This is a genomic window from Sodalis ligni, assembly GCF_016865525.2.
GTDB lineage: Bacteria > Pseudomonadota > Gammaproteobacteria > Enterobacterales > Enterobacteriaceae > Acerihabitans > Acerihabitans ligni.
On sequence record NZ_CP075169.1, the window covers coordinates 6,219,941 to 6,245,535 of the forward strand.

The 25,595-nt window shown below is 49.8% G+C and carries 26 protein-coding genes and 8 pseudogenes; 26 read left to right on the forward strand and 8 right to left on the reverse strand.

All coding sequences use genetic code 11. The features are described 5' to 3' along the window. Positions 1-102: 102 nt before the first annotated feature. The 3 genes from coaBC (at position 103) to slmA (ending at position 2,500) form a co-directional block, all read left to right on the forward strand. Positions 103-1,317, forward strand: coding sequence for a bifunctional phosphopantothenoylcysteine decarboxylase/phosphopantothenate--cysteine ligase CoaBC (coaBC, locus tag GTU79_RS28875; RefSeq protein WP_203524129.1), 1,215 nt, complete (start codon positions 103-105; stop codon positions 1,315-1,317). After that, on the forward strand, positions 1,295-1,753 hold the full coding sequence (dut, locus tag GTU79_RS28880; protein ID WP_203524130.1) for a dUTP diphosphatase: 459 nt from the start codon (positions 1,295-1,297) through the stop codon (positions 1,751-1,753). Before coaBC ends, dut begins: the two co-directional genes overlap by 23 nt. A 150-nt stretch (positions 1,754-1,903) precedes the next feature. Then, the gene (gene slmA / locus GTU79_RS28885; protein WP_132924249.1) at positions 1,904-2,500 is read left to right on the forward strand and encodes a nucleoid occlusion factor SlmA; all 597 of its coding nucleotides are present in this window, start codon (positions 1,904-1,906) and stop codon (positions 2,498-2,500) included. A gap of 26 nt (positions 2,501-2,526) precedes the next feature. Here the strand turns inward: slmA and pyrE are convergent, their stop codons facing one another. After that, a complete protein-coding gene (pyrE, locus tag GTU79_RS28890; RefSeq protein WP_132924247.1) occupies positions 2,527-3,168 on the reverse strand; it encodes an orotate phosphoribosyltransferase in 642 nt (213 codons plus the stop codon). A gap of 49 nt (positions 3,169-3,217) precedes the next feature. Further along, the gene (gene rph, locus GTU79_RS28895; protein ID WP_203524131.1) at positions 3,218-3,934 is read right to left on the reverse strand and encodes a ribonuclease PH; all 717 of its coding nucleotides are present in this window, start codon (positions 3,932-3,934) and stop codon (positions 3,218-3,220) included. Positions 3,935-4,061: 127 nt separating this feature from the next. Here rph and GTU79_RS28900 point away from each other — a divergent pair, with 127 nt between their 5' ends. Then, complete coding sequence (locus GTU79_RS28900) at positions 4,062-4,925, forward strand: YicC/YloC family endoribonuclease (protein WP_132924243.1); 864 nt, start codon at positions 4,062-4,064, stop codon at positions 4,923-4,925. A gap of 90 nt (positions 4,926-5,015) precedes the next feature. After that, a pseudogene (locus GTU79_RS28905) lies at positions 5,016-6,993 on the forward strand (RNA-binding domain-containing protein). Between the two features lie 244 nt (positions 6,994-7,237). Here GTU79_RS28905 and GTU79_RS28910 read toward each other — a convergent pair. Beyond that, the gene (locus GTU79_RS28910; protein ID WP_214513589.1) at positions 7,238-7,522 is read right to left on the reverse strand and encodes a helix-turn-helix transcriptional regulator; all 285 of its coding nucleotides are present in this window, start codon (positions 7,520-7,522) and stop codon (positions 7,238-7,240) included. Positions 7,523-7,646: 124 nt separating this feature from the next. Here GTU79_RS28910 and GTU79_RS28915 point away from each other — a divergent pair, with 124 nt between their 5' ends. The 12 genes and pseudogenes from GTU79_RS28915 to GTU79_RS31760 all read left to right on the forward strand — a co-directional run bounded on the left by GTU79_RS28915 (position 7,647) and on the right by GTU79_RS31760 (position 16,675). Further along, the gene (locus tag GTU79_RS28915) at positions 7,647-7,916 is read left to right on the forward strand and encodes a helix-turn-helix domain-containing protein (protein ID WP_132924240.1); all 270 of its coding nucleotides are present in this window, start codon (positions 7,647-7,649) and stop codon (positions 7,914-7,916) included. Between the two features lie 313 nt (positions 7,917-8,229). Next, the gene (locus GTU79_RS28920) at positions 8,230-8,472 is read left to right on the forward strand and encodes an ogr/Delta-like zinc finger family protein (RefSeq protein WP_203524134.1); all 243 of its coding nucleotides are present in this window, start codon (positions 8,230-8,232) and stop codon (positions 8,470-8,472) included. Between the two features lie 957 nt (positions 8,473-9,429). Then, complete coding sequence (locus GTU79_RS28925) at positions 9,430-9,984, forward strand: sce7726 family protein (RefSeq protein WP_214513590.1); 555 nt, start codon at positions 9,430-9,432, stop codon at positions 9,982-9,984. A 153-nt stretch (positions 9,985-10,137) separates the two neighbouring features. Beyond that, positions 10,138-10,443: a sce7725 family protein gene (locus GTU79_RS31750; RefSeq protein ID WP_214513591.1), complete on the forward strand. Its 306-nt coding sequence runs from the start codon at positions 10,138-10,140 to the stop codon at positions 10,441-10,443. A 201-nt stretch (positions 10,444-10,644) separates the two neighbouring features. Continuing rightward, complete coding sequence (locus GTU79_RS31755; protein WP_420854214.1) at positions 10,645-10,965, forward strand: sce7725 family protein; 321 nt, start codon at positions 10,645-10,647, stop codon at positions 10,963-10,965. A 601-nt stretch (positions 10,966-11,566) separates the two neighbouring features. After that, complete coding sequence (locus GTU79_RS28940; protein ID WP_253073450.1) at positions 11,567-12,064, forward strand: RES family NAD+ phosphorylase; 498 nt, start codon at positions 11,567-11,569, stop codon at positions 12,062-12,064. A gap of 577 nt (positions 12,065-12,641) precedes the next feature. Then, positions 12,642-13,069 (forward strand): annotated as a pseudogene (locus GTU79_RS28945) (transposase); the annotation flags it as partial. Positions 13,070-13,123: 54 nt separating this feature from the next. Next, a complete protein-coding gene (gene tnpB / locus GTU79_RS28950) occupies positions 13,124-13,420 on the forward strand; it encodes an IS66 family insertion sequence element accessory protein TnpB (protein ID WP_214514198.1) in 297 nt (98 codons plus the stop codon). A gap of 30 nt (positions 13,421-13,450) precedes the next feature. Next, a pseudogene (locus tag GTU79_RS28955) lies at positions 13,451-13,876 on the forward strand (transposase domain-containing protein); the annotation flags it as partial. Between the two features lie 64 nt (positions 13,877-13,940). Then, positions 13,941-15,465 (forward strand): annotated as a pseudogene (locus GTU79_RS28960) (IS3 family transposase). A gap of 3 nt (positions 15,466-15,468) precedes the next feature. Further along, positions 15,469-16,459: pseudogene (tnpC, locus tag GTU79_RS28965) on the forward strand (IS66 family transposase); the annotation flags it as partial. Positions 16,460-16,528: 69 nt separating this feature from the next. Continuing rightward, positions 16,529-16,675, forward strand: coding sequence for a transposase domain-containing protein (locus GTU79_RS31760; RefSeq protein WP_420854215.1), 147 nt, complete (start codon positions 16,529-16,531; stop codon positions 16,673-16,675). Positions 16,676-16,707: 32 nt separating this feature from the next. Here the strand turns inward: GTU79_RS31760 and GTU79_RS30925 are convergent. After that, a pseudogene (locus tag GTU79_RS30925) lies at positions 16,708-16,833 on the reverse strand (transcriptional regulator); the annotation flags it as partial. A gap of 104 nt (positions 16,834-16,937) precedes the next feature. Here GTU79_RS30925 and GTU79_RS28970 point away from each other — a divergent pair. Beyond that, a pseudogene (locus GTU79_RS28970) lies at positions 16,938-17,159 on the forward strand (type II toxin-antitoxin system Phd/YefM family antitoxin). A 56-nt stretch (positions 17,160-17,215) separates the two neighbouring features. On the opposite strand, the gene GTU79_RS28975 reads toward GTU79_RS28970, so the two are convergent. The 3 genes and pseudogenes from GTU79_RS28975 to GTU79_RS28985 all read right to left on the reverse strand — a co-directional run bounded on the left by GTU79_RS28975 (position 17,216) and on the right by GTU79_RS28985 (position 18,632). Beyond that, entirely contained in the window at positions 17,216-17,518 is a 303-nt protein-coding gene (locus GTU79_RS28975) for a helix-turn-helix domain-containing protein (protein ID WP_203524138.1), read from the reverse strand. After that, positions 17,508-17,841, reverse strand: a pseudogene (locus GTU79_RS28980) (type II toxin-antitoxin system RelE/ParE family toxin). The gene GTU79_RS28975 and the pseudogene GTU79_RS28980 overlap by 11 nt, the downstream one beginning before the upstream one ends. Before the next feature lie 488 nt (positions 17,842-18,329). Beyond that, the gene (locus tag GTU79_RS28985) at positions 18,330-18,632 is read right to left on the reverse strand and encodes a hypothetical protein (protein WP_203524139.1); all 303 of its coding nucleotides are present in this window, start codon (positions 18,630-18,632) and stop codon (positions 18,330-18,332) included. 219 nt (positions 18,633-18,851) lie between these two features. Between GTU79_RS28985 and GTU79_RS28990 the strand changes: the two genes are divergently transcribed. The 7 genes from GTU79_RS28990 to GTU79_RS29020 all read left to right on the forward strand — a co-directional run bounded on the left by GTU79_RS28990 (position 18,852) and on the right by GTU79_RS29020 (position 22,680). Next, positions 18,852-19,070 (forward strand): MarR family winged helix-turn-helix transcriptional regulator, encoded by a 219-nt coding sequence (locus tag GTU79_RS28990; protein ID WP_203524140.1) that lies wholly within the window; start codon positions 18,852-18,854, stop codon positions 19,068-19,070. Beyond that, positions 19,067-19,390, forward strand: a complete 324-nt coding sequence (locus tag GTU79_RS28995) for an NAD-dependent epimerase/dehydratase family protein (RefSeq protein ID WP_203524141.1) — start codon at positions 19,067-19,069, stop codon at positions 19,388-19,390. The genes GTU79_RS28990 and GTU79_RS28995 overlap by 4 nt, the downstream gene beginning before the upstream one ends. Positions 19,391-19,734: 344 nt before the next feature. Continuing rightward, positions 19,735-20,013 (forward strand): hypothetical protein, encoded by a 279-nt coding sequence (locus GTU79_RS29000; RefSeq protein WP_132924235.1) that lies wholly within the window; start codon positions 19,735-19,737, stop codon positions 20,011-20,013. Between the two features lie 255 nt (positions 20,014-20,268). Continuing rightward, positions 20,269-20,325 carry a YjiS-like domain-containing protein gene (locus GTU79_RS30930; protein ID WP_253073708.1) on the forward strand — a complete coding sequence of 19 codons (57 nt, stop codon included), beginning with the start codon at positions 20,269-20,271 and terminating at the stop codon, positions 20,323-20,325. 299 nt (positions 20,326-20,624) lie between these two features. Then, positions 20,625-20,915 carry a YdgH/BhsA/McbA family protein gene (locus GTU79_RS29010; RefSeq protein WP_132924233.1) on the forward strand — a complete coding sequence of 97 codons (291 nt, stop codon included), beginning with the start codon at positions 20,625-20,627 and terminating at the stop codon, positions 20,913-20,915. A gap of 349 nt (positions 20,916-21,264) precedes the next feature. Beyond that, positions 21,265-21,405: a hypothetical protein gene (locus GTU79_RS29015; protein ID WP_203524143.1), complete on the forward strand. Its 141-nt coding sequence runs from the start codon at positions 21,265-21,267 to the stop codon at positions 21,403-21,405. Between the two features lie 225 nt (positions 21,406-21,630). After that, positions 21,631-22,680 carry a winged helix-turn-helix domain-containing protein gene (locus GTU79_RS29020; protein ID WP_253073451.1) on the forward strand — a complete coding sequence of 350 codons (1,050 nt, stop codon included), beginning with the start codon at positions 21,631-21,633 and terminating at the stop codon, positions 22,678-22,680. Positions 22,681-23,025: 345 nt separating this feature from the next. On the opposite strand, the gene GTU79_RS29025 is transcribed toward GTU79_RS29020, so the two are convergent. Then, on the reverse strand, positions 23,026-24,399 hold the full coding sequence (locus GTU79_RS29025; protein ID WP_203524145.1) for an MFS transporter: 1,374 nt from the start codon (positions 24,397-24,399) through the stop codon (positions 23,026-23,028). A 60-nt stretch (positions 24,400-24,459) separates the two neighbouring features. On the opposite strand from GTU79_RS29025, the gene GTU79_RS29030 reads away from it, so the two are divergent. Then, on the forward strand, positions 24,460-25,377 hold the full coding sequence (locus GTU79_RS29030) for a LysR family transcriptional regulator (protein ID WP_253073452.1): 918 nt from the start codon (positions 24,460-24,462) through the stop codon (positions 25,375-25,377). The last annotated feature ends 218 nt before the right edge of the window (positions 25,378-25,595 follow it).

Consider the following 25,595-nt stretch of genomic DNA (forward strand, 5'->3'; position numbering starts at 1 on the left):
GCATTGCAATTTGCGATGGATTGCCTCAAAGAGACAAATGATGGTTAACCGTAGGGTTATGATAAAATGTTACCTACTCAAGCTTTCAAGTGGACATTCGAGATGACGGAACTTGCCGGCAAACATATTGTACTTGGCATAAGCGGCGGCATCGCCGCCTACAAGAGCCCTGAACTGGTGCGCCGTTTACGTGACAGGGGCGCTGAGGTACGGGTTGTCATGACCCCCGCGGCAAAAGCGTTTATCACCCCGCTGACGCTCCAGGCGGTTTCCGGACATCCGGTAGCCGACGATTTGCTGGATCCCGCCGCCGAAGCCGCAATGGGGCATATCGAACTGGGCAAATGGGCCGATCTGGTCCTGCTGGCCCCTGCCAGCGCCGATGTGCTGGCCCGTATGGCGGCGGGCATGGCCAATGACCTGGTGACCACGATATGCCTCGCCACCGCCGCGCGCATTGCCGTGGCCCCGGCCATGAACCAGCAGATGTACCGGGCGAGCGCCACCCAGGCCAACCTGCAAACCCTGGCCGCGCGCGGCGTACTATTATGGGGTCCGGATGACGGCAGCCAGGCCTGCGGCGACATCGGCCCGGGCCGGATGCTCAATCCCCTAGAGCTGGTGGAGAGGGCGCGCCGTCATTTTACCGTCGACCGCAGCCTGGAACATCTCAACATCATGGTCACCGCCGGCCCCACCCGTGAGTCCCTTGATCCGGTGCGTTATATCAGCAATCAAAGCTCCGGCCGGATGGGATTCGCCATCGCCAAGGCGGCGGCGGACCGGGGTGCCCATGTCACGCTGGTGGCCGGCCCGGTAGATTTGCCCACCCCGGCCAACGTCTGGCGCGTCAACGTCACCAGCGCGCTGGAGATGCATGACGCGGTAATGAATGATATCGAACTGCAGCAGATTTTTATCGGCTGCGCCGCGGTGGCGGATTATCGCGCCATTCAAACCGCCAGCGAAAAAATAAAAACCCAGGGTGACGAAATCACCATAAAAATGATAAAAAACCCTGATATTGTGGCCGAGGTGGGGGCCATGACCAAAAATCGCCCGTATGTGGTCGGATTTGCCGCCGAAACACAGAATATGGAAGAATACGCCCGGCAAAAGCGCATAAAGAAAAATCTCGATTTGATTTGCGCCAATGACGTGTCCCGGCAAGACCAGGGATTTAACAGCGAGACCAACGCCTTGCATTTATTTTGGCAGGATGGGGATCGCCTTCTGCCGCTAAGCGATAAGACCTTGCTTGGTCAACAATTAATCGACGAGATTATCAGCCGTTATGAAGAAAAAAATCGACGTTAAGATCCTTGATCGCCGCATCGGCGAGCAATTTCCCCTGCCGGCCTACGCCACTGAAGGCTCCGCCGGCCTGGATTTGCGCGCCTGTCTCGATAGCGCCGTTGTCCTGGCGCCGGGAGAAACCACCCTGGTTCCCACCGGCCTGGCCGTTCATATTGCCGATCCGGCGCTGGCGGCGCTGATATTGCCCCGATCCGGGCTGGGACATAAGCACGGCATTGTACTGGGCAACCTGGTGGGACTCATCGATTCGGACTACCAGGGGCCGCTGATGGTCTCGGTGTGGAACCGCGGTCAGCAGGTCTTTACTATTGAACCGGGCGAACGCCTCGCGCAGATGGTCTTCGTACCCGTAGTGCAGGTGGATTTTAACGTGGTGGACGATTTTACCGCCAGCGAACGCGGCGAAGGCGGCTTCGGTCATTCCGGACGCCACTAGTCCTTAATGGAAGCGTTAACGTAGACGTTAACGGGCAAACCTTCCCCGGCATTGATAATTCATTTTTTTAACGCCGTAACACAGGGTGATGTTACGGCCGATGCCTGATGTTGATTCGATTTGATTTTATTACCCAGGGACCCGTTAGGTATGACAGAACAAAAAAACAAGAAGCGTAATCGACGCGAGGAAATTCTTCAGGCATTGGCGCAAATGCTTGAATCCAGCGACGGCAGTCAACGGATCACCACCGCTAAACTGGCCGCGGCGGTGGGGGTATCGGAAGCCGCGCTTTACCGCCACTTCCCCAGCAAAACCCGCATGTTCGACAGCCTGATAGAATTTATCGAAGACAGCTTGAGCAGCCGCATCAATCTCATTCTGCAGGATGAAAAGGAAACCTTTAATCGTCTTCGTCTGATTTTACTGCTGATCCTGGGCTTTGCCGAACGCAACCCCGGCCTGACGCGCATCATGACCGGCCATGCCCTGATGTTCGAACAGGACCGTCTGCAGGGCCGCATCAATCAGCTTTATGAACGCATAGAAGCACAGCTGCGCCAAGTGTTGCGGGAGCGCAAGCTGCGCGAAGGCCAAGGATTCGAAAGCGATGAAACCCTGCTGGCCAGCCAGCTGCTGGCCTATTGCGAAGGACTGCTGGCGCGTTTTGTCCGCACCGAATTCAAATATTTGCCGACCCGTGACTTTGAAGCGCGCTGGCCGCTGCTGCTGGCTCAGTTGAAGTAAATGCCGCCGCCCGGGGCGGCAATGCTTCAGACACCGTATTGCCGCTGGTAAGCATGCACCGCCGCCAGGTGATCGGCCATCTCGTTTTTTTCTTCCAGATAATCGATAAGATCGTCCAAGGTAATGATAGCCAGCACCCGGCAGTGATAATCCCGCTCCACTTCCTGGATCGCTGAAATATCCCCCCGGCCTTTTTCCCGGCGGTCGAGAGAAATCAACACCCCGGCAAGGGTGGCCTGATGGGCGGTGATGATTTCCATGGACTCGCGAATGGCGGTGCCGGCGGTGATAACATCATCCACCAGCATGACTTTCCCCTGCAAAGGACTGCCCACCAGGCTGCCCCCCTCCCCATGTTCCTTGGCTTCCTTGCGATTGAAACAGTAGGGCACATCCCGCTCATAGTGCTCCGCCAGGGCTACTACCGTGGTGGTGGCGATGGGGATGCCCTTATAGGCCGGCCCGAACACCACATCGAAATCAATACCGGAATCCATCAGCGCGGCGGCGTAGAATCGGCCCAGCAGCGCCAGATCGCGGCCGGTATTGAACAAACCGGCATTGAAAAAGTAAGGGCTCTTGCGCCCTGACTTCAGCGTAAATTCGCCAAATTTAAGCACCTGTTTATTTAATGCGAACTCTATAAATTCACGCTGGTAGTCTTTCATATACACTCCTTCCAACCCGCAGGCGGCGCATCGGCGCCGCCCGGCAACATTAAACCGACAGCGCCGCTTTCTGCGCCTGAATCAGGGTTTCGATGCCCCCGCGCGCCAGTTCAAGCAAGCCGAGCAGTTCCTGCTGGCTGAACGGCTCGCCTTCGGCGGTGCCCTGGACTTCTATCATCCGGCCGTCTTCCAGCATCACCACGTTCATATCGGTTTCCGCGGTGGAGTCTTCCACATATTCCAAATCGCATACCCCGTGGCCCGCCACTATACCTACCGATATAGCCGCCACAAAACCCTTGAAGGGGCTCACCTTGAGCTGGCCTTCCTTCACCATGCCGTTAAGGGCATCCACCAGCGCCACGCAGGCGCCGGTGATGGACGCGGTGCGGGTGCCGCCATCGGCCTGCAGCACATCGCAATCAAGGGTAATGGTATATTCGCCGAGCTTGGTCAAATCCACCGCCGCCCGCAGGGAACGGGCAATCAGACGCTGGATTTCCATAGTCCGGCCCCCCTGCTTGCCGCGAGAGGCTTCCCGTGCATTGCGGGTATGGGTTGCCCGGGGCAACATGCCGTACTCCGCGGTAATCCAGCCTTGTCCCTGCCCCTTGAGAAAACGCGGTACGCCTTCTTCCACCGTGGCAGTGCAAAGCACCCGGGTATCACCGAATTCTATCAGCACCGAACCCTCGGCATGTTTGGTGAAATGGCGGGTAATGGTGACGGGGCGCACTTGCTGTACTTCTCTGCTTGCTGGACGCATTGTGTCTCTCCGGACGGGTTAATCATGTATTGGCTGCGCATTATACGGTCTTCGTCGCCTTATGCCTATCATGCTCGTCCATGCGACGCTATAATCCCCCCATCTTTTTTAATGGACGGGTATGTTTATGATCCGCAGTATGACCGCTTTCGCCCGACGTGAGATCAAGGGTAACTGGGGCAATGCCACCTGGGAGCTACGCTCTGTCAATCAACGCTATCTGGAAACCTATATCCGGTTGCCGGAGCAATTTCGCGGGCTGGAGCCGGCCATTCGTGAACGCACCCGCAATCGCCTGACCCGCGGCAAGATTGAATGCAATTTGCGCTTTGAGGCCAATCCCCATATGCAAAGCGCGTTGATCTTAAACGAGGCATTGGCGAAACAGCTGGTGGAAGCCGCTCAATGGGTCAAGATGCAAAGCGACGAGGGTGAAATCGACCCGGTGGAAATCTTGCGCTGGCCCGGCGTGATGGCGGCGGAAGAGCAGGATCTGGACGCCATCAGCGCGGAACTGCTGGCGGCCCTGGACCAGACCCTGGATGATTTTATCCTGGTACGGGAAACCGAAGGCGCGGCAATGAAGCTGATGATCGAGCAGCGCCTGGCGAACGTCAGCGCCGAAGTCGCCAAGGTGCGCCAGCAAATGCCGGATATCCTGGTGTGGCAGCGGGAACGCCTGCTGGCCAAAATGGAAGACGCCAAGGTCCAGCTGGAGAACAACCGCCTTGAGCAGGAACTGGTGCTGCTGGCCCAGCGCATCGATGTCGCCGAGGAGCTGGATCGCTTGGAGGCCCACGTAAAAGAAACCTACAACATCCTCAATAAGAAAGAAGCCGTCGGCCGCCGCCTGGATTTCATGATGCAGGAGTTCAACCGGGAATCGAACACGCTGGGGTCGAAGTCCATCAATGCCAGCGTAACGACCTCGGCCATTGAGCTGAAGGTGCTGATTGAGCAGATGCGGGAGCAGATACAGAATATTGAATAACGACGCGCTAAGAATTAATAGGACGCAAATTTTCTAGGAGCAGTTCAAAATTTTGTGGCCTTTTATCTGCAAAATTTACAGGGAGGTACTATGTTCCGGATATCTGATTTAACAGACCTGCATGCACTTTCTGAATCCTCAGAGCTAGAATTCAAATTGGCTCAAGGTAAGGAAGGGCAAGGCAAGTTGCCAGATGACTTCTGGCCAACATCTAGCGCCATGGCAAACTGTCGTGGTGGATATGTTGTTTTGGGTATTCGTGAAAAAAAAGGCGAGTTCTCCGTAGCGGGTATTCCAGATATTAATATCGTCAGAAAACAGCTTTTCGACCTGGTAGGCAGTAGGAAAAGGTTAATGTTAACCTTCTTACTGAGCAGTCAGCCCAGATTGTCAGCCTGGAAGGCAAAGAGGTACTTATCGTTGAGATACCGATTGCCCGACGTGAGCAAAAGCCGGTCTATCTAAACAATCAGCCCATTTCAGAAACGTGGTTACGAATGCATGATGGGGATCATCGTTGTACGGAAGAGCAAGTACGCCGAATGATGTCCGAACAGGTAGAAGAAAGCCGGGATAACCGCGTTTTGAGAATTTCGATATGAACGATATAAGCTTGGAAAGCTTGTTAGCATATCGAAATCTCCTTTCAGCATCGAATCCCGTTCACCCCGCCTTAGAGCTGGATAATTTTGCCTTCCTGCGCAGTATCGGAGGTTATAGAAAAGATCGTCAAACAAACGTTGAAGGTATGACGCTCGCGGGAATTCTTATGTTCGGAACATGGGAGGCTATACAAGACGCCGCTCCAAATTACTTCGTCGACTACCAAGAACGCCCCGCGGCACGAACGGAAAGAAGATGGGTCGATAGATTATGTCCAGATGGAACATGGTCAGGTAATGTATTTGATTTCTACAGGCGTACGTACCGAAAACTTATTGCGGATCTAAAAATTCCGTTTGAGCTCAAGGAAGGCATCCGGCAAGACGATACCCAAATACACACAGCTTTACGCGAGGCGCTCGTTAATACTTTAGTTCACGCAGATTATACAGGGCGTGTTTCGATCATGGTCGTGAAAAGGCCTGATCTGTTCGGATTCCGCAACCCCGGATTGATGCGAATTCCACCAGAACAAGCGATCAAGGGTTATGAAAGTGATTGCCGTAATCGCCTTATGCATCAAATGTTTTTAATTATTGGCGCTGGTGAGCGCTCTGGCTCGGGGATCCCCAAAATATTCAGCGGTTGGAAATGGGCCAACTGGCGAATACCGCGACTATATGAAAAAGCAGAGCCTGAACAAACGCTTTTAGAATTATCAATCGGTAATCTTGTATCGGAAGAGATCGCTAATCTTCTACATGCCAAATTTGGTGATAAGGTTGATCATCTCAATGAGCTTGACCGCAATATCGTTATTACCGCCGCAGTTGAAAAATGGATCAATCATGAACGGGCATGTCAGCTCACGAGTTTGCATTCTCGTGAAGTAACACTTGCTCTCCCTCGACTTGTTATTAGCGGCTTCCTTATTCCTCATGGTGAAAAAAGAAATAAATCATACACATTACCAGGACAACAACTCGTCTCCCCAGAAGAAGTCTTTGGCGTAAATCCGTTATCAATAGAAATCTCAACCTCCGTTGAAGGCCTTATCATCACGGATAGCGATGATTTGATCACGGATAACGATGAATTGATCACGGATAGCGGGCAAGAACGAGACGCCTTGGGCCGTTTCATAACTGCAAAACTACCTTACCCATATGTAGATGATCTTGATGGACTTTCTCCTGCATTAAGAAAACGGCTGGAAGATCTGTCCGCATTAGCAAGGGAGAAAAAAAGGCTCTCAAATCAAGTGATGGATGAAATGATACTTGCACTTTGCTCTGGTCATTACATGCCCCTGAGTGTTATTTCAAAACTGATGGCGAGAACACCACAAAATTTGCGGGAAAAACAGCTTGTGCCTTTAGTAAGGACGGGAAAAATCTGTTTAGCCTTCCCTCACGAGAGAAGACATAAACGCCAAGGTTACATAGCCTTCGATCAAACAAGCTAATAAGAATTATATTGCTCTGAGATTCATCTAACTTTCCGTAGTTACCGAGGGTATTCACCTATAGATAAATCTCTCGATAATTAAGCCGTGTTGCAAAGAGCCCTAACGTATTCATTCAATAATACGATAAATTTTTTAAATGATTTCCCACCGTTTTACCAAATGTCCCAATGACCTGTTTTCAGGGCATTTTTGTTGCCACTCACTGACTCTTATTTTTCCCTAAATATATTATGGTCCACTGCTACTGCGCTGCGTAATTAAGAGCGATTAGACGCCTTTTCTTATCGGTATGGTAGTTAAGGATCATTTCGGCGAGATCGTCTTCTACCGTATAGAAATACGACGCGGGTATATCGAGCACCGCCGCCAGCCGGCATGCAAGGTCAAAATCCGGGGTATGAACACCTCGCTCATACTGATTCATCCGCGCGCTGGCCGTGGCTTCATCGATACCGGCAAGAACGCCAAGCCGTTGCTGTGACAACTTCGCTCTTAGTCTGGCTTCCTTTAAACGAAATGGCAGCATGATAATCCCGGTGCAGTGGATAGCTCTGCCGTGATTTTCATGCCTGCTGGTTGAAATTGTACTAAGTATTACTTAGTATAAGTTGTGAGGAAAGATTTCTGACCGCTCCCAGCCATGAGGAACTATGACAAAGAAAATGGATATGCATACGGCTGACATTATTGCCATGCTACACAAAAACAAAACGACCCTGGCCGCTGTATCCCGCAAGGCTGGATTAAGCTCTTCAACCCTTGCAAACGTGCTTACCCGCTCATGGCCGAAAGGCGAATTTCTGGTTGCGGAAGCATTAGGCATTCATCCATCAGAGATTTGGCCGAGCCGGTACTTTGATAAAGAAGGAAACTTGATTGAACGTCAGAAGCTAATGAGGAAAATGGCGAAGCGCTCATAAGCGAGACTTCCCTTTAGCGGGTTGAAACGTATAACAAACCATGAACTATTAGACACTGCATGATACCGTGGCGTGGTATTTGCCTGGAGAACTGGCATCCCGATTGCGGCGTTCAACCAATATTCCCCGCAGTGGGATAGAGCCAATTGCTTTAGGAAACGGCTTTTTATCCTGATGCGCAAGAATTCGATGACGGAAGAATGGCCTACCGGCCAGCGCAGCATCACCAGAATGCCTTAAAAAAAGCCGAACTGGATGCACTGCTCAAGGCAAATCAATAAGGGGGATCACCTATGGCTATGCGTTCCCCTTTATGCGGCAAAACCGCCACACTCGCAGCAGCTTTTACATTTCCGAGAAGACCAAGGAAGCCTATTACCAATGCCATAATATTGACTGCTCCTGCACGTTCAAGATGATCGAGAGTCTGGCAAGCATCATTCGCCGCCCGGAAGACAAAAAAGATGGTGGCGCGCCGGTGAACACCGTACCCTTGCCACGCAACTTAAATCGCTACGACGACGGGTTTAAGTTACCGGATCGTCATCGCTGGTGAGACATGCGTAAAACTTTGACCATACCTCCCCGCCAGGCTAAACCGGCGGGGATTTTTTTGGCCGCGTTTTACTGCACGAATGCCGCATCAAACTGCATGAATTCGCATGATTAAACGTCGGCATAAACTGCCCTTGGAGGCCAGTGCTAGCGGGCTTCATTGCAGTCCATGCACCTGCATGAAAAGCAATAGATCAAGCGGGCAGGCGTGGCGGGGCTATGATCGCGCTCAGAAACAAACTGTGATTCAAGAAAATCAAGCTAATTGCCGGAGATTATCCAATTCTAGACACTACGTACTCTGCTTACATGGCAGATCGGCTGCTGTCGGTGAATATGAACCCCATGTCAAACTCTTCGAAAAGGAGGTAAGCAGCATGGGCCAAAATTGACAAGTTACATAAATAAATTCATATGTGAGACTTTAGCATCAGACTAGCACTGTTTATGCGTACTGTAGTTATAGCCTTGCGCAATAAGATTAAACGATTGGTAGTGGCACCATTTTGAGATCATTCAATATTGGCATTACTAATGATTTTCTTTCAGATACTATAAATGTAAATTTTGATACGGCCCACAGTTGTTGAAAATATGATATTTTATAATAATAATCCTAAGTAAGTTGATTAAGAAAACAACAGTAATTATGCTTTAATGGTGCTTTACTTAAGAACTTTTACTGGTTATAAATACAGTCAAAGTTTAAAAACTTCATTTTACGGTTTTGTTGAGAAGATGGATGCAGGTATGAAAACACAAAAGCTGATTTTAATAACTTATTGATTTACATAAATTTTTGGAGTGGAAATTTTGCTTGATGATAGAAGCGCGGCTCAGCTGTTTACAAGCCAGGCTATTAATAAAATAGTCAGTGGAGATTTTTCTTTTCTTCATCAACTTGTGCATGAGTATGTTGTACCGAAATTTTGCCGGTAAAAGTTTCAGATGTTTTGAAATGACTTTTGAAAAATCCATAAGAGAATATAAGGGTGAATATTATTATAAAAACCTAATCGCTAAAAAAATATTCCTTAAAAATCATATCGATAGCAATGCCACTGTGGTTAGTGAATTGAGGGTGGGAAATAACAAAGCTGACTTAGTCATTGTTAATGGTCATTCAGTTTGCTACGAAATAAAAACTGAACGTGATACCTTGAAAAGATTACCTGATCAAATTAAAACTTTTGATAAGATATTTGATCGTGTTTATGTAGTCTGTTCACAGAATCATATTAAAAATGTCCTGAAAATAACTCCTGAAAATGTTGGTGTCTTTGAGTTAAGCCAAAAAGGAGCGTTGAAAGAAATAAAGAAAGCGTCAAATAACCTTGGTATAGATCGGAGTTTGATGATAAGTTCCTTGAGAAAAAATGAATATGTATATATTGCTGAAAAAATATCAGGGCATGTTTTAGTCTCATCTAACATGGATACTTTTTCTGAGTGCCTTGCAATTTTTGAAAATAGTCCTTCATGCGACTTAAAAAGCTCTATCGTGAAGCCTTAAAAAATACAGAAATGCTGACTTTGATTTTTGAAAGCACTGCCAAATTCACTGATAAACTCTGCAATTAGTTTTAAAATGTCTAAAAGCAATAAAGAAATGCTTAGGAAAAATTGGCTGAATATATTTATTAGGAGATGAAATGTACTTTCCTTTTTGAGAGGCAAACAGTTCGAACTGATAGCTTTAAGAGAGTTAGCGCCAAGGCTGCCTAATAATATTTATAAACCGATAATTGAACCTGTAAGGAAAAATTTACTGCCTTTATTGAAAACAATAAAAATAATAAACGAATACAATATAGAACCTATAGTCATCATAAACCCTAATATAGGTGATTATACTAAAGAACATATTAACTTGAATGATTTATTGTTAACACATAGTAAAGAATTAAGATTTATACCTTGCGTAAAATTTACGATGACAAAGATAATTATCAAAATATCTTTGATTCATTAAAAATACAACCTGCAGTTTTATTTCAGAGTTAGTAGATAGCACTAACATCGCACTACTGTCAGGAGCTTCATATTCAATAGTTCCTAAAACCACTATTGATGGAATATTAAGCAAGTTAAGAAACAATGTAGTTCTTCTTGATGATCCATTCCAAAGAAAAGTAGGAATGCCGATTATAAAGATAAATCTGCCTTTTCAGATATTCATTCCAACTTTTATATTAGACCTAACGTAATTGGGTTCAGTGATTATACTATTGTTGGTTCTGATTATTCTGAGGCCGGTGGGCCTGCTTACGTAGTTACCATACATCTTTCATATATCGAAGATGAATACAAACAGCTGCTTATACGCCATTTTTCTTCGGAAGAAAGCAATAGTCCAGCAAATCCTGGGGTAAATTCAAAGAGGCTCTTTCGAAGACTTTCGATTATATTAGATCAAACCCCGACGTATTTGATGAAACTCTCGGACTGGATGAATTACTGTATCTCTATGAGAAAGGCCATTTTCCGGGTTTAGGACAAGTAAAAAATCTCAGTTGAACATCATATTGAAACGTTATGTAACTTTTGAATGCCTAATTTCACGAGGAAGCAAAATGAGCTTATGCTGTGCATCGTGTTTCCATGATGCGTTTATTCGAGATAATATTGCTAAAACCACGGAAATGGTCGCTGTAGTCATTGTGGTAATGAAGATGAATTTACAGTTGAGACAGAGAAGTTATCACAGTTTTCGAACCATTTTAGGGTTAGTTGAAGAAACTGATGAGGGTAATAGTTTAGCTAATATTCTACAAAGCTTATTTTTATGTTTAGTGATCGAGTTGGAGATAAAAATCGGCTTGTTGCTCATATCTTGGGTGAAGAATATCATAGCAAAAATATAAATTAACTCATAACTATCAACAGCATTTAGATGGATGGGAAGATTTTAAAGAAGAAATAAAGCATAAAATAGATTTTTCCCGGAAAATTCAATATTTTCCTCTTTTTTGATATGAAGGAAATAGTTTTGATGCCGATTTTTTGATATAATTGAGCAATTAAAGGTTGATTATCGCGAAGGCGATAAATTTTATCGCGCACGTATAAATGAGACAACGCTTACAAAAGATCAAATGGGAATGCCTCCTAAAAACTCGGCATCAGCAGGAAGGGCAAATCCGATAGGAATTTCATATCTATATCTAGCTAATAATAAAGAGACATGTGTTGCAGAGGTTAGGCCTAACAATACAAGCAAAATATATATATCTGAATTCGACTTAGTTAAAGATGTTTCCTTAATTGACCTTACAAAGCCAAGAAAAAAGGTCTCTATATGTAAGTTTGAAGAAGGACACTACAACAATGTTATCAGTATAATAAATTTAATCGAAACTTTGTCTAGAGAACTAGCTAAACCCGTACGCCCCGAAAGCTCAAACATAGATTACATTCCAACTCAGTTTTTATGTGAATTCTTAAAAGGTTTTAGTAAATGCGATGGGATTATATTTGAAAGTTCATTTGGCTGCGGTTCAAATTTTGTATTTTATTCGGATGATGGTTTTGCTATAAATGAACCTAAACCTCATAGAATTACTCGAATCACGCATCTGTATGAAGAGAGTTGAATCTGGGTCAAACGTGATGCCTTTTGATTTGTCTCGATCAATACCTAACGTAATGCATTAAGAATAATTATGATATGAGATCGATCATCTGTGATTGATTCCTTTCTCTGATAGCCATTTCAAACTGTACCAAATGATGTACAAAACTCGTTTATTTTATCATAAAACATTTAAAACTATATAGATAACATATATTTTATAAATAGATACAGAATATCGAGTGATGTTCACTCTTAATACTCGCGACAAAAATGCCCTGTTTACAGGGCATTTTGTCGCCCTCTTCCGCTACGTTTTATCCCGTCCACAAGAATCCATCCCCAAGCGATTGGCATTAACGCTATTGCGGCCGATTAGACGACTTTTCTTATCGGCTTGGTAGTTAAGGATCATTTCGGCGAGATCGTCTTTAACCGTATAAAAATAAGAGGCGGGAATATCAAGCACCGCCGGCAGCCGGCAGGCAAGGTCAAAATCAGGGGTATGAACACCGTAAGCGTAAAGCCAGCGCCGTCTGTTATATGGGCCCCAGGATGGGTAGGTTAGAGCTCCGTCTCATTTAGAAAGAGCTCTATTCATGGATAATCTCGCGAACTGGCGTAACGATCCCCGTAACGTCTATTCCAATGAATTTAAACTGCGCATGGTTGAATTGGCATCCCAGCCTGGTGCCAATGTTTCCCAAATCGCCCGCGAGAATAGCGTTGGCAGTAACCTTATCTTTAAATGGTTACGACTTTGGCAGCAGGAAGGTCGTATATCCCGGCGCCTGCCGGCCACGGTGACGTCGCCATCAAAACCGGCGTTATTGCCGGTTGAAGTGATACCCGAGTTGCCGACATCGGACACCGCTGTTGATAAAACCCGGCATTCCCGAGCAACATTACCCGCAGCAGTCAGCGCTCCATCCTGTTGTATCGAGTTCCGGTCCGGCAAAATGACGCTGGAAAATCTCTCCCGGAACTGTTGACGGTTGTGCTTCGGGAACTGACCGGGAGTGCCGAGGATGATCCCACTCCCTCTGGAACCCAAATCTGGCTGGTTGCCGGCGTGACCGACATGCGAAAGTCCTTTAATGGTCTCGGTGAACAGATACAGCAGGCTCTCAATGAGAACCCTTTTTGCGGCCACCTGTTCATCTTCCGTGGCCGCCGTGGCGACATGGTGAAAATCCTTTGGGCGGATGCGGACGGTCTGTGTCTGTTCATTAAACGTCTGGAGCAGGGTCAGTTCGTCTGGCCGACGGTTCGCGACGGCAAAATCACGCTCACCCGGTCTCAACTGGCTATGCTACTGGACAAGCTGGACTGGCGCCAGCCTAAAACGACACGCCTTAACTCACTGACAATGTTGTAAAAAAATCACTGCTGCATTATAAAGGGGGGCATGAGTCAGGACTATCTCGCCCGTATCGCTGAACTGGAACGGCAGCTTCACCAAAAAGACCAGCAACTCAGTCTCGTTGAGGAGACTGAGGCCTTCCTGCGCCAGGCGCTGACGCGGGCGGAGGAAAAGGTAGAAGAGGAAGAACGTAAAAACGAACGCCTGCGCGCGCAGTTGGATAAGTTGCGTCGGATGCTGTTCGGTGCCTCCTCGGAAAAGCTGCTGCGTGAGGTTGACAACGCACAAACGGCACTCGAGCAGAGTGAACAGGACAGCGACCGGCGCACCGGCCGGGTGGATGACCCGCAGGTTCCCCGCCAGTTGCGTCACTCCCGGCACCGTCGCCCGCTTCCTGAATCTCTTCCCCGTGAGATAAACCGTCTGGAGCCCACAGAAATCTGTTGCCCGGAATGTGGCGGTCGGCTGGACCCCCCCCTGTCAGGATAGATGGCATCCCCTACTGAAAATCTAATTGGGGGTAGTGGAGCCTGACATGAAACGTTATTCACCTGAACGTAAAGCTGCTGTTTTGGACAAATTATTACCTCCTCACAACATGACTGTTAGCGCACTTGCACAGCAAGAAGGAATATCGGAAGCTACCCTTTACAACTGGCGTATTCAGGCCAAATTGGAGGGAAAGCCCGTGCCCGGAGCGAATAAAACTACCGAACAATGGTCGACCGAAGCCCGTTTTGCCGTGATCGTGGAAACTGCCACACTCAGTCAAGCCGAGTTAGGCGAATATTGCCGTCGTAAAGGGCTTTATCCAGAACAAATAGCCCAGTGGAAACAAGACTTCCTTCAAACGCCACAACCCGATACCCGGCAGTCGCAAAAACAGGCCCAAAAAGAAATCAAAGGGCTGAAGCGAGAACTGGCCCGAAAGGAAAAAGCCCTGGCGGAGGCGGCCGCGTTGCTGGTGTTGCGAAAAAAGCTCAATGGTTATTACGGGATAGCAGACGAGGACGACTGACGCCAGCGAACGAGCGAGTGCAATTTATCCGGTGGATAGGCGAGGCGACGAGCGCCGGTGCGCGCTTGCTCCCCGCCTGCCGAGAAGTGGGCATCAGCCTGCGCACCTGGCGGCGCTGGAACGGGCAGGCCGAAGACCGCCGGCCTTCGGCGGTGCGCCCACGACCGGCCAATAAGCTGACACTCGCCGAAGAACATCAAATACTGGCCGTGTGTCACGAGCCGGAGTATGCCAGTTTGCCGCCAGCGCAAATCGTGCCACGTCTGGCGGACACAGGGGTCTATCTAGCCAGCGAATCGACGTTTTACCGGATCCTGCGGCGCCACGGTCAGGTGCATCATCGAGGGCGTAGCCGGGCACCGCTGAAGGTCAATAAACCGACCAGCTATCAGGCGCTTGCGCCCCGCCACGTGTGGACATGGGACATCACCTGGCTCGCGTCACGAGTCCGTGGCCGGTATTTTATCTGTATCTGATAGAAGATATCTTTAGCCGGAAAATCGTCGGTTACGAGGTTCACGAAGAAGAAAATGGTGACCAGGCCGCCGCCCTGCTGCAGCGTACCGTGCTGCGTGAACAGTGCTACCGGCAACCTTTGGTGCTGCACGCCGATAATGGGGCGCCGATGAAATCCCAAACGCTGAAAGCAAAGCTGGAAGAACTGCAGATCACCGGTTCGCACAGCCGGCCGCGGGTCAGCAACGACAATCCGTATGTAGAATCGCTGTTCAGAACGCTGAAATATGTTCCAGCGTGGCCGTCATCGGGCTTCCTGGACCTAAATGAGGCAAGACAGTGGGTTGAGTGTTTTAGCCGATGGTACAACGAAGAGCACCGGCATAGCGCTATCGGTTATGTGACGCCGGAACAACGCCATCAGGGGCATGACATTGCCCTGTTGGCAAACCGAAAAGCCTTGTATGAATCAGCCCAAAGGGCCAACCCGGAACGATGGTCAAAACACTGTCGCCAATGGCAACGTGTCGAAGTGGTGATGTTGAATCCGGATAAGCCGGAAACAGCGCTGGAAAATGCAGCATAAAAAATGACTAAGGGTGCCAACATCCTTGACAGCCGCCGGGACTACCTGGGTGAAACGAGCGCGGAGCAGCTTGAGCTGATACGCAGCGCCCTGAAAGTTATCCGTACCGTCCGGGTGAAAAAAGCCTGTGTGAAGTGCGACTGTATCGTTGAAGCTCCAGCGCCAACGCGCCCCATCGATCGGGGCATCGCCGGTGCCGGTCTGCTGGCCCGCGTGCTGACCTCGAAGTATGCCGAGCATGTGCCGCTGTATCGCCAGACGGAAATCCTGGCGCGTCACGGTGTGGACCTGAGCCGGGCGCTGCTCGCGAACTGGGTGGATGCGTGCTGCCGTCTGATGGCGCCGCTGGAAGAAGCCCTTTACCACTACGTCATGGCCACCGGCAAACTTCATACCGATGACACGCCGGTGCCGGTACTGGCGCCAGGCAAGAAAAAGACCAAAACCGGTCGTCTATGGACCTACGTCCGGGATGATCGTAATGCCGGTTCATCAGATCCGCCGGCGGTCTGGTTCGCCTACTCGCCGGACCGGCAGGAAAACATCCCAAGCATCATCTTCGTGACTTCTATGGCGTGCTGCAGGCGGATGCGTATACCGGCTATGACCCGTTGTTCAGCGATGAACGCGAAGGCGGCCCACTCAAGGAAGCGGCCTGCTGGGCTCATGCCCGGAGAAAATCCACGACGTGTATATCCGAACGAAAAGTGCGGGCACGGCGGAGGAAGCGCTGGTGCGTATCCGTGAACTGTATATCATCGAAGCCGAAATCCGGGGACTTGCGGCAGAGGAGCGACTGAAGGCACGGCAGGCGCGCAGCAAGCCGTTGCTGGTCTCACTGCATGACTGGATACAAGAAAAGATGCTGACGCTGTCGAAAAAATCGCGGCTGGGCGAGGCCTTCGGTTACGCGTTGAATCAATGGGATGCCTTGTGTTATTACTGCGAAGACGGTCTGGTGGAAATAGACAACAATGCGGCAGAGCGCACCCTGAGAGCCGTCACCCTGGGCAGAAAGAACTACCTCTTCTTCGGTTCAGATCATGGTGGCGACAGGGGTGCGATGCTGTATAGCCTGATCGGCACGTGCAAACTCAACGGCATCGATCCTGAAGCGTATCTGCGTCATGTCCTCAGCGTTCTGGCAGACTGGCCGATAAACCGGGTGGCAGAACTCCTACCCTGGAATGTGGATCTTACTGCGGAATAACAGTCAATACGGCGCTGGATATACGCTTACTGAACACCGCGTTCATACTGATTCATCCGCGCACTGGCCGTGGCTTCATCGATACCGGGAAGAACGCCAAGCCGTTGCTGCGACAACTTCGCTTTCAGTCTGGCTTCCTTTAAACGAAATGGCAGCAGATAAGCCCGGCGCAGTGGATAGCTCTGCTGTGTTTTTCATCCCGATGAATGAAAAGAGAACAAACGATGTGTACACTTAATATGTACAACTTAGGAGAAACGATATGCTGACCTATACCTCGACTCAAGCCAGAGCTAATATCTCCGTAGTGCTGGATGTCGCTGTCAACGGCGAACCGGTTGAAATCACTCGTCGGGATGGCAGCGTTGCCGTGGTGATCAGCAAAGCGGAATTCGAGGCTTATAAGAATGCCTAACGGGATGCTGAGTTTGATATCATCATGCAACGGCACGGCCACACAATAGCGGCACTGACCGATCGATGAACTGGGTAGCTAACAAGATTGTGATCTTAGCTTAAACCAATCCCTGCAACGCAGATTCATGTTAAATGATTTAATTGAAAAACAAAAGAACCACCCAAGGCCGCTGCGTACTTATTCAGCGTTGAGAAATTCGGCGATACCAAACCATTTTCAATTCGGCTGATATTCTGCTTTTTTATCCCGGTCTTTAAGGCGATATATTGCTGTGTAAGGTGCATAGCTTTGCGGGCTGTCTTGAGCTGAGCGGCGAGCGCTTTTCTGACTTGGATGTCGTTATAAGCTTCCTGTACATCCGGGTTTTTCAAGGCAATGGCTTTAACTTCAGCAAATGGGACGAGATCGAAGTCTTCATTTGTCATTTTTAAGCATCCTCTTCAACATATTCATGCGTTCTTTTGCCAGTTCCAATCCCGCTTTTGGTGTTTTTTGACTCTTCTTGTGTAGGATATGCACGACATAAATTTGCCGGTCAGCCTCAAAAAAAAAAGCCCCTGGCGATACCCTCTTGCGCGTTCGCACGCAGTTCTTTCAAGCCGTTGCCTATATCTCTAACTTTTGGTTCTTTTAAAGAGACTCCTGCTTCACCTAATTCTTCCATCAAATCAAGCATCGCCGCATACAGGCCGGCAGGCAGCTTGACTAACTCTTTTTGCGCCGCCCGGATAAGGCTAATGGTGAACATGAGTACATCCTTGTAATCAATTATGATTACTTTAGCATTCTCCTCTAAAGTAATCAAATATGAATTTTAAGTTATAATTCACTGATAATAAAGTAATTATTAACAGTTGTAGTTGCTTGTAATTTTGTAATAAAGAGTGGTTTCACGTATAGGGGATGGTTAGTGTTTCTCCGTTTTCAACGTTCCTCAAAACCTCCCAAGATATTTAACATCCATTTGTACGTAGTGCCGACTAATTTGATAAGGAATCAATTTACCGAATTTACGACGATTTGGCCTATCCTAGGCAAATCAAAGTGCGAGAGCGCGACTACAATGCCGAGAATATCCGGGATATCCGGCTATTAAAACAATGATTATCCCACTCGGAGACCTAATCAAGGAGCTCGAACAGAATCCATCCTTGAGCTCCTCGGTATTTTACCGACTGCAAAGCATCAACATTGAAAATGATTAATACGCATATGCTCGGCCAGCAAGGCCCTGGCTTAATGCAGCACCTTGCTTTCAGGAATATCATCAATCCTGCTATTCACAATCAATTCCATGGCTTCGATGCCCCATTCCGTCAGCTGTGGCGGTTCGGTAAGAAAATCAGGGTCAACCAAATCACGTAAAAATTCACAGGCGTATTCCGGGCCATGTTCCAAACCATATTCAATTATATGATCGGCTTCTACTTGCCAAGCGATCTTGATTTCAAGCGCATCCAGCGCCAATGGCTGGCCCACCCCCTTTGGATAAGCAGAAATTTTGGTAAGCCAGTGCGGCAACGCGACGATACAGGGCAATACGAAGTTCGGTGGTGAGAATGGCGGTATTCATAATACAATCTCCATGGAGTAACATTAAGATTGCGCTGGCGCGCGTTCGCCATGGAGCTCATCGGGCTGCAAATCCCGGCTGCCGACTCTTCGGCAGCAAGAGAATCATATTAAATTACGAATATTTATTGTTCATGAATCATGAACGAATTAATACCATGAACAAGTCAGGTGCGCAAAGCGCTGGTGGAGCAGACCACAGACCCTGCGGACCAACGTCAGAAACTGCTGTCGATGACGCCCGCCGGACGGGCTTTGTGGCAGGTCCTGCCCAACCCCATCGACCTTATCCTGAAAACCGCCTTCGAGGGTATCCCCGAGGACGACCTTGCCACCGTCGTGCGTGTGCTGAGCACCGGCACCGAAAGGCTGAATAACCTACTGCAGAAAGGAAAAAAATCATGATGACTATTCTTGTCACCGGCGGTACCGGTCTGGTGGGCAGCCGTCTTTTGCCCCGGCTTGTGGCAGCGGGCATCAACTGCCGCGCGCTGGTCCGCGCCGGTAAGACCGTTCCCCCAGGCGTGACGGCGGTCCAGGGCGATATCCTCGATCCGGCCTTGCTGGCCGCGGCGGTGAAAGGGGTCGACGCCGTCGTACATCTTGCCGCCGTCCTGCGCCTCCCCGAGCCTGAAAAAATCTGGGCCGTCAATCTTGAGGGCGCGCGCAATCTGATTGCGGTAGTCAACAACCATGACCTTCACTCTGTCATACTCCCTCTATAGCCGCGATGCAGCTCAGTTGCTTGGGTTGTCAATCCACAATGCACCGATCGAGCGTGAGTTGACGATATAAGTATTGGCAGAGCATTGCCATACTTCCTGGTAGGCCGCAGTCATTCTCATACCCATAGTTTCCACTCCACCATCAAGATGCATTGCCGATTTTTTGAAAGAAAACGGTAAGGTATAAAAAACTTCAAGCACATGGATCTTGTCATAGCAAACCTACAGTGTTATCTTAGTAACAAGGTAACTATGTAAGGCCCGCTCAACTGTATATATCATTCTTTTCCTGCATGCAGCCGTAGTGCTGAATAAGCGGTAAAACCCATAGAGAGGATCGATAAATGACTGTTAACCAAGAAAACGTTTCAAAACCTTATACTGTAGAACGAGTGCAATCCGGTTTTCGTATTGAAAAACGTCTTCTAAAAGTACTTAAGGGTCTGGCCGAATATCACGATATAAGCTTGGGAAATCTTGTCGAAGGTATCGTACTACACGCCTTTGAAGGTAAGTGCGCATTCGGCGACCAAAGCCTTGCTCGTATTGGTGAACTTAAGAAAATCTATGGCCTTGATTTGACTGCTGATGTATCCCACCAATTGGTGGAAATTGAAAAATAATATGGCTGAAACGTTAAGTTATTATGCCATTTTTATATTGAGGACCAAGGACGATACATAAGTATCGTCTAGTTTCATATTAAAAGAATATGGAAAATGCCCAGTAAAAAAAGACGTCAGAATAAAAACCTTATTTCGTCTAAATTAAAAAAGGTTACTTCAAGGCCCAGGCTAATATTTGTTTTATATTCGAAATTTTGTATTTTTTTATACAAAAAGAAACTGCGTCGCAAAGCACGTATCGAACTGCTCAGAATGAATGATCGACAATTGCGTGACATTGGTTTAACTCGGGATGATCTACCCCGATAGCAACCCCGATTACCATCCCGCAATTTGTCTCCGCCATAGAATCTACCAAGCAACGGACGCTCGTCGCGTCGCAACCAAGGCGTGTTGCGGCAACTCGATTTTTTGCCGGGAAGATACGTGGCGGGGGTGAGGCCAATGCCATGAGCCACGCCGATTTGGCAATGGTTGGACCCGGACTTGTAAAAACCGGCAATACCGTGCTCACATTGACTTTTCACGGATTTAAGCTATTCCTTAAGAGGTGAGTAAAATAATTTTAACCCCCCCCGCAAATTTTCTATAAAAAATAAGGTCAGGCAATGAAATACATTATCTCCATACTGGCTGTAACCGTTCTGTTTTCTGCCTCTACTTTTGCGGCAAAGCAGATTACCCGTGAAGAGTCCGCTAATTACACCAAAATAGGCGATGTGTCTCTTACGCAGACGGGCACCCCTTCCATCGGTCATAAAAAACTGGCAAAAGAAGCAAATAAAAAATGTTGGGCATCGGGCAACGTAAAAGCACGTGATTGCTTCTATCTTATTGTCGATAGATCAGGTCACGAGTCGGATCATAAAACCGTTAATGCCGAAGTCTTCAAAAAATAAAGTATTAAAGCCTCGTATTTAATATTTTAAATCGTAAGCATGTGTATCTGATTAAACCTGATCTTAACGTTATATGTTTTTACAGGTGTCTGTCTGGTTAAATCTGGCTTAAATTTTCTAGGCCAGATGCGCCTGCAGTTTAGTAATGTTTCATCTACGACCGGGCACGGCACAATTTTATTTAGCAGATGCTTCCGTTCATTCACTTTCAGTGCCTTCGACCGTCAGTAAATTTGCCCAATCGTACTGCTGCTATCAAAACAATCGACTACCGGTGCTTGCCGGTTCCAAACGACCCACGCCTTGATAAAAATTCCTCTTGTACATGATGCAAGCTAATGTATTAAATATGAAACGCTACGGTGCCTTTACCGCAACCGCCGCTCCGCTCAATGTTGAAGCGTTTTACAAACGACGATCCCGCATTGATACCAAGACAGCGCTTTTCGGAGAAAAAGATGGCTTTAGCTTATCCAATCTACCTATGTGATAACCGACCCGCCAACCTGCGCGCACTTATCTCCATTGTAACGGGAGAGCCATTCTGAAGGCGGAAATCTCCGTTGCGGAAGCACGTCGCGTCGCGCTTACGGCCCAGGGCTTCAACGGGCTGCATCGCCTGGAGGCTGTCGGCGCGGCTCAGCTGCGCAAGGGCGTTGAAAAGCTCGGTCTACTTCAGATCGACAGCGTGAATATTCTAGTGCGCGCGCACTATATGCCGCTCTACTCACGCCTGGGCTCTTACGAACCGGCGCTCCTCGACGCGCTGTCGGCAGCCAAACCCAAGCGCTTCTTCGAATATTGGGGACATGAGGCGTCCATGCTGCCCATTGACTGTCAACCACTGCTGCGCTGGCGTATGAACCGCGCGCTTCGCGGCCAGGGCGTGTGGCGGCAACTCGAGCCCTTTGCCGGGGAGAAGCGGGGCGAGGCCGATGCCCTGCTTGCCCGTATTGAGGCAGAGGGTCCGCTGGCCGCATCCGATATAGCGGGCAGCCGAGCCGCAAAGGGCATGTGGGTATGGAGCGCCGCCAAGCATGCGCTGGAATGGCTGTTCTGGGCCGGGCTGGTTGCCTCAACCCACCGCAGGGGCAGCTTTGAGCGGGTCTACGATCTGCCCGAGCGGGTGTTGCCACGGGCTATCCTGCAACTCCCCACGCCAAGCGGCGTTGATGCCCGGCGGGCGCTTATCGAACGCTCCGGGCGCGCCTTGGGCATCGCGACGGTGGATGACCTGCGTGACTACTATCGCATCCCCGCGCCGGACGCAAGGTTGCCCATCGAACAGTTGGTGGAAGAGGGAACCCTCATCCCGGTGCGGGTGCGTGGCTGGCAGCAGCAGGCCTATTTACACAAAGAGGCCCGCGCCGGTCGCAAGCTTGAGGGCGCGGCACTTCTGTCGCCCTTCGACCCGCTTATATGGCACCGTCCGCGCACCGAGAGGGTATTCGGATTCCGCTATCGCCTTGAAATCTACACGCCCGCCCATAAGCGCGAGCACGGTTATTACGTACTGCCCTTCCTGCTGGATGGCGCGCTCGTCGCCCGCGTGGACCTGAAGGCGGATCGCAAAACCGGCACACTGCTCGTCCTGCGGGCACATATCGAGCCCGGTGCGCCGCAGTGTACGGTGGAACGACTTATGGGAGAGCTTCACCTGATGGCGTCCTGGCTAGGACTGTCGAACCTGACCATTGTGCCGGCAGCGGCTGTCCATCCTCTATGTTGCGAGCAAGTCTGTTTTGGCAATATTAGAAACAGTTAAGGAACCATTTAGTCTCAGGATGGCACTCTACAGCTTCATTCTTTTGCTGTGTGCCATGGATGGGCAAGTGAATCGGTCGGGCTGTCAGGTCCGGCCTTTTTTTTCAACCCGCCAGGTCTGTTTGCGGTGTCATGCCCTTTCGAGTGACGAGCAGAAGTTGCGCGTGTAGATAACGCCATAAACCGACTGCATAGCCAACATTTCAAGGGATATCAGTTAATGGCCGTCGATACCAAAAGACGAAACATAGTGATGTTCGTTATGTTCCATTAGCTGTAACAATCTCGGATGGACAAAAAGCTTTTCTTTCCCAACCGCCATCTTGTTCGTTCATGTACGGATTTTTCATTTTTCAGGGAGCCATCGCCAGACCACCAGCGCCAGCAGGAGATGAACCAGCGCTGAAACCAGCATCAGCATCGCCAAAGGCGAGACGATAAGCGAAAATACCAGGCCGGTCAGGGCGATACCCATCAGCGACCCCAGCTGACGCAGCGTGGTGTGTACCGCAGAGGCGGAAGCCACCATCGCTAAAGGCGCTCGGTGCAAGACGGTGGATGTCATCGGCGGCACGACAAAGGCGGCGCCTCCGGCCAAGAGTGCCATAGCGATAATCACCAAAGGGGTGATGTGATCTGCTAAAAACAGCATGCCAAGATAGCCGCAGGCGCTTAGCGCTAATCCGGTGATCATCTGTTTTTTGCCCCCCCAATGCGCCATCAACCGACCGGAGAGTAAATTGCCGGCCATCAGGCAAAGCGCCAACGGCAGCAGCGCCATACCCGTACGCAAAGGGGAAAGGTGCAAATGGTGCTGCAATTCCAGGCTCATGGCATAGATGCCGCCGAAGTAACATACGTTAATCATCATGCCGGTGAGATTGGCGATGGTAAACCCGGCATCCTGAAACAGGGACTGCGGGACCAGCGGAGAAACGGCGCGTCGTTCCACCATGATAAAGCCTGCCGCGCCCGCCAGGGAAATCCCTGCGGCAAGTTCGATCAAGCTGCTGGCCCATCCCAGCGCAGGCAGTTCTATCAGCAGATAACTCAACGCGGTCAGCGTCGTTATACCGAGCATTTGTCCCGCCATATCAAAATCCCGCTCGCGGCCGCCGTGAACTCGGGGCAACAGACGAAACGCCGCCAGCAGGCCGCACAGACCGATGGGAATATTGATCAAAAAAACGCTGCGCCAGCCGAAAAAATTGACCAGAAAACCCCCCAATATTGGCCCCGCCGCGGCGGCAAGGGAAACGACGGCGCCAAACAGGCCAATATTTCGTTGCCGGAGCGCATTGTCTAGCCAGATAAGAGGCATAAGCGCAAAGGATGCGGGAATAAATAACGCCGCGCCCATGCCCTGGATCAGCCTCAGCATAATCAATTGGCCGATTGAATGGGCCAGACCACACCCCAATGACGCGCCGATAAACAGCAGCAGGCCAAGCATCCATATACGACGGGTGCCGTGGCGATCGGCCAGCGCACCGGCGGACAGCATCAGGCCGGTCAGCGTCAGATTGTAAGCGTCCACTGCCCAGGTAATGCCCGCTACCGTCGTTCGCAGCTCAGACTGTATGCTGGCGATAGCGATATTAATCACATTAACATCCAGAATCGCCATAAACATGCCGGCGCAGAGCACCAGCAAAACGGCAAATTGCCTCCTTTGGGCGGGAGTTTCGCCGCCGTTAGCTATAACTCTCGCTTCGTTCATGGTTTATTCCTTCTGTTTCCTTGTCTGCCATGAGTGTAAAGAGGAATCAGCGGGCTTAAAATGCAGCAAGAATCAGGTCAGGTGCGGCAAAAATGCAGCGGGGGAGAAATGAACTGGGATAATACGCGTTATTTATTGGCTATCGCCCGCACCGGCAGCCTGCGTGCGGCGGCGGCCAGCCTCGGCGTCGATCAGGCCACCGTTGCCCGTCGCCTGCGCACGCTGGAGCAGGAATTAAACATCGGCCTGTTTACCCGCCATCCCGAGGGTTATAGCCTGACGGCCGCCGGTAGGTTATTGGTGCCGGAAGCGGAAAAGATGGAAGCCGCCGCGGCGGCAATGGGGCGCAAAACCATCGGTTTGGACACAACCTTGGCCGGCACGGTGCATATTGCCTCAACGGAAACGTTGGCGCGCTGTTTTTTACTGCCGGCACTGCGGGAATTGCGCCAGTCGTCTCCCGGTATTACCGTAACGCTCTCCACCGCACCCGCGCTGTTGGATATTAAACGCGGCGAAGCCGACCTGGCGGTGCGCAGCGCGCGTCCGACGGACGGCAGCTTGATTATCCGTCGGCTGGCCACCGTGCGGATGGGGTTGTACGCCTCGGCGGAGTATGTTTCCAGGCACGGCCTGCCGGTAGCCGGCAGCGCCTTTGCGGGACATGAGCTGGTCATGTTTCCCCGTGACGTGCTGCCCCAGTATTGGCAGGAATTGTGTGGCGAACCCTTGACCAACGGCAATATCGTTATGGAAACCGCCTCGCAATTGCTGATGATTGAAGCGGTCAGGCAAGGAATGGGGATCAGTATGATGGCGCAAGAAATAGTGGAAAGATGCTGCCCCGAACTGGTCAACGTGATGCCGTCCCGCAGCGACTCCGCCGATATCTGGCTGGTGGTCAATCCTGATGTCTGGTCTGCGGGGCGCGTCCGTGTGGTAATAGAGGCGATTAAGGACGCTTTTGGCTCGCGGTAAGTGAATGTGAATGAGATTTTATAATGGCAAGGCAAGTATAAAGGGTTCCCTAGCGGCTCCCGACGTTGTCGAATCCGCCATGCCCGCGTCAGAATTTGCCGCGTCTCGTTTGACATCGGTTCCCGGCTTGGATTTGAATTATTCCACCATGATCCCCATACCTTTACCCGCCCATATTAAAAGGTAGGCCTGGAATTAGGTTTAAGACTGATGGCGGG

Bases quoted from the DNA above. Each gene is read 5' to 3' on its own strand.
- GTU79_RS28910 (WP_214513589.1), bottom strand. From the start codon at position 7,522: ATGCTGCCATTTCGTTTAAAGGAAGCCAGACTAAGAGCGAAGTTGTCA.
- pyrE (WP_132924247.1), bottom strand. From the start codon at position 3,168: ATGAAAGACTACCAGCGTGAATTTATAGAGTTCGCATTAAATAAACAG.
- tnpB (WP_214514198.1), top strand. From the start codon at position 13,124: ATGCGAAAGTCCTTTAATGGTCTCGGTGAACAGATACAGCAGGCTCTC.
- rph (WP_203524131.1), bottom strand. From the start codon at position 3,934: ATGCGTCCAGCAAGCAGAGAAGTACAGCAAGTGCGCCCCGTCACCATT.
- GTU79_RS28975 (WP_203524138.1), bottom strand. From the start codon at position 17,518: ATGACAAATGAAGACTTCGATCTCGTCCCATTTGCTGAAGTTAAAGCC.
- coaBC (WP_203524129.1), top strand. From the start codon at position 103: ATGACGGAACTTGCCGGCAAACATATTGTACTTGGCATAAGCGGCGGC.
- GTU79_RS29020 (WP_253073451.1), top strand. From the start codon at position 21,631: ATGCCGCTCTACTCACGCCTGGGCTCTTACGAACCGGCGCTCCTCGAC.
- slmA (WP_132924249.1), top strand. From the start codon at position 1,904: ATGACAGAACAAAAAAACAAGAAGCGTAATCGACGCGAGGAAATTCTT.
- GTU79_RS28915 (WP_132924240.1), top strand. From the start codon at position 7,647: ATGACAAAGAAAATGGATATGCATACGGCTGACATTATTGCCATGCTA.
- GTU79_RS28940 (WP_253073450.1), top strand. From the start codon at position 11,567: ATGGGAATGCCTCCTAAAAACTCGGCATCAGCAGGAAGGGCAAATCCG.
- GTU79_RS28920 (WP_203524134.1), top strand. From the start codon at position 8,230: ATGCGGCAAAACCGCCACACTCGCAGCAGCTTTTACATTTCCGAGAAG.
- GTU79_RS29000 (WP_132924235.1), top strand. From the start codon at position 19,735: ATGACTGTTAACCAAGAAAACGTTTCAAAACCTTATACTGTAGAACGA.
- dut (WP_203524130.1), top strand. From the start codon at position 1,295: ATGAAGAAAAAAATCGACGTTAAGATCCTTGATCGCCGCATCGGCGAG.
- GTU79_RS29015 (WP_203524143.1), top strand. From the start codon at position 21,265: ATGAAACGCTACGGTGCCTTTACCGCAACCGCCGCTCCGCTCAATGTT.
- GTU79_RS31760 (WP_420854215.1), top strand. From the start codon at position 16,529: ATGCTGTATAGCCTGATCGGCACGTGCAAACTCAACGGCATCGATCCT.
- GTU79_RS28995 (WP_203524141.1), top strand. From the start codon at position 19,067: ATGATGACTATTCTTGTCACCGGCGGTACCGGTCTGGTGGGCAGCCGT.
- GTU79_RS29010 (WP_132924233.1), top strand. From the start codon at position 20,625: ATGAAATACATTATCTCCATACTGGCTGTAACCGTTCTGTTTTCTGCC.
- GTU79_RS29025 (WP_203524145.1), bottom strand. From the start codon at position 24,399: ATGAACGAAGCGAGAGTTATAGCTAACGGCGGCGAAACTCCCGCCCAA.
- GTU79_RS28925 (WP_214513590.1), top strand. From the start codon at position 9,430: ATGACTTTTGAAAAATCCATAAGAGAATATAAGGGTGAATATTATTAT.
- GTU79_RS29030 (WP_253073452.1), top strand. From the start codon at position 24,460: ATGCAGCAAGAATCAGGTCAGGTGCGGCAAAAATGCAGCGGGGGAGAA.
- GTU79_RS28900 (WP_132924243.1), top strand. From the start codon at position 4,062: ATGATCCGCAGTATGACCGCTTTCGCCCGACGTGAGATCAAGGGTAAC.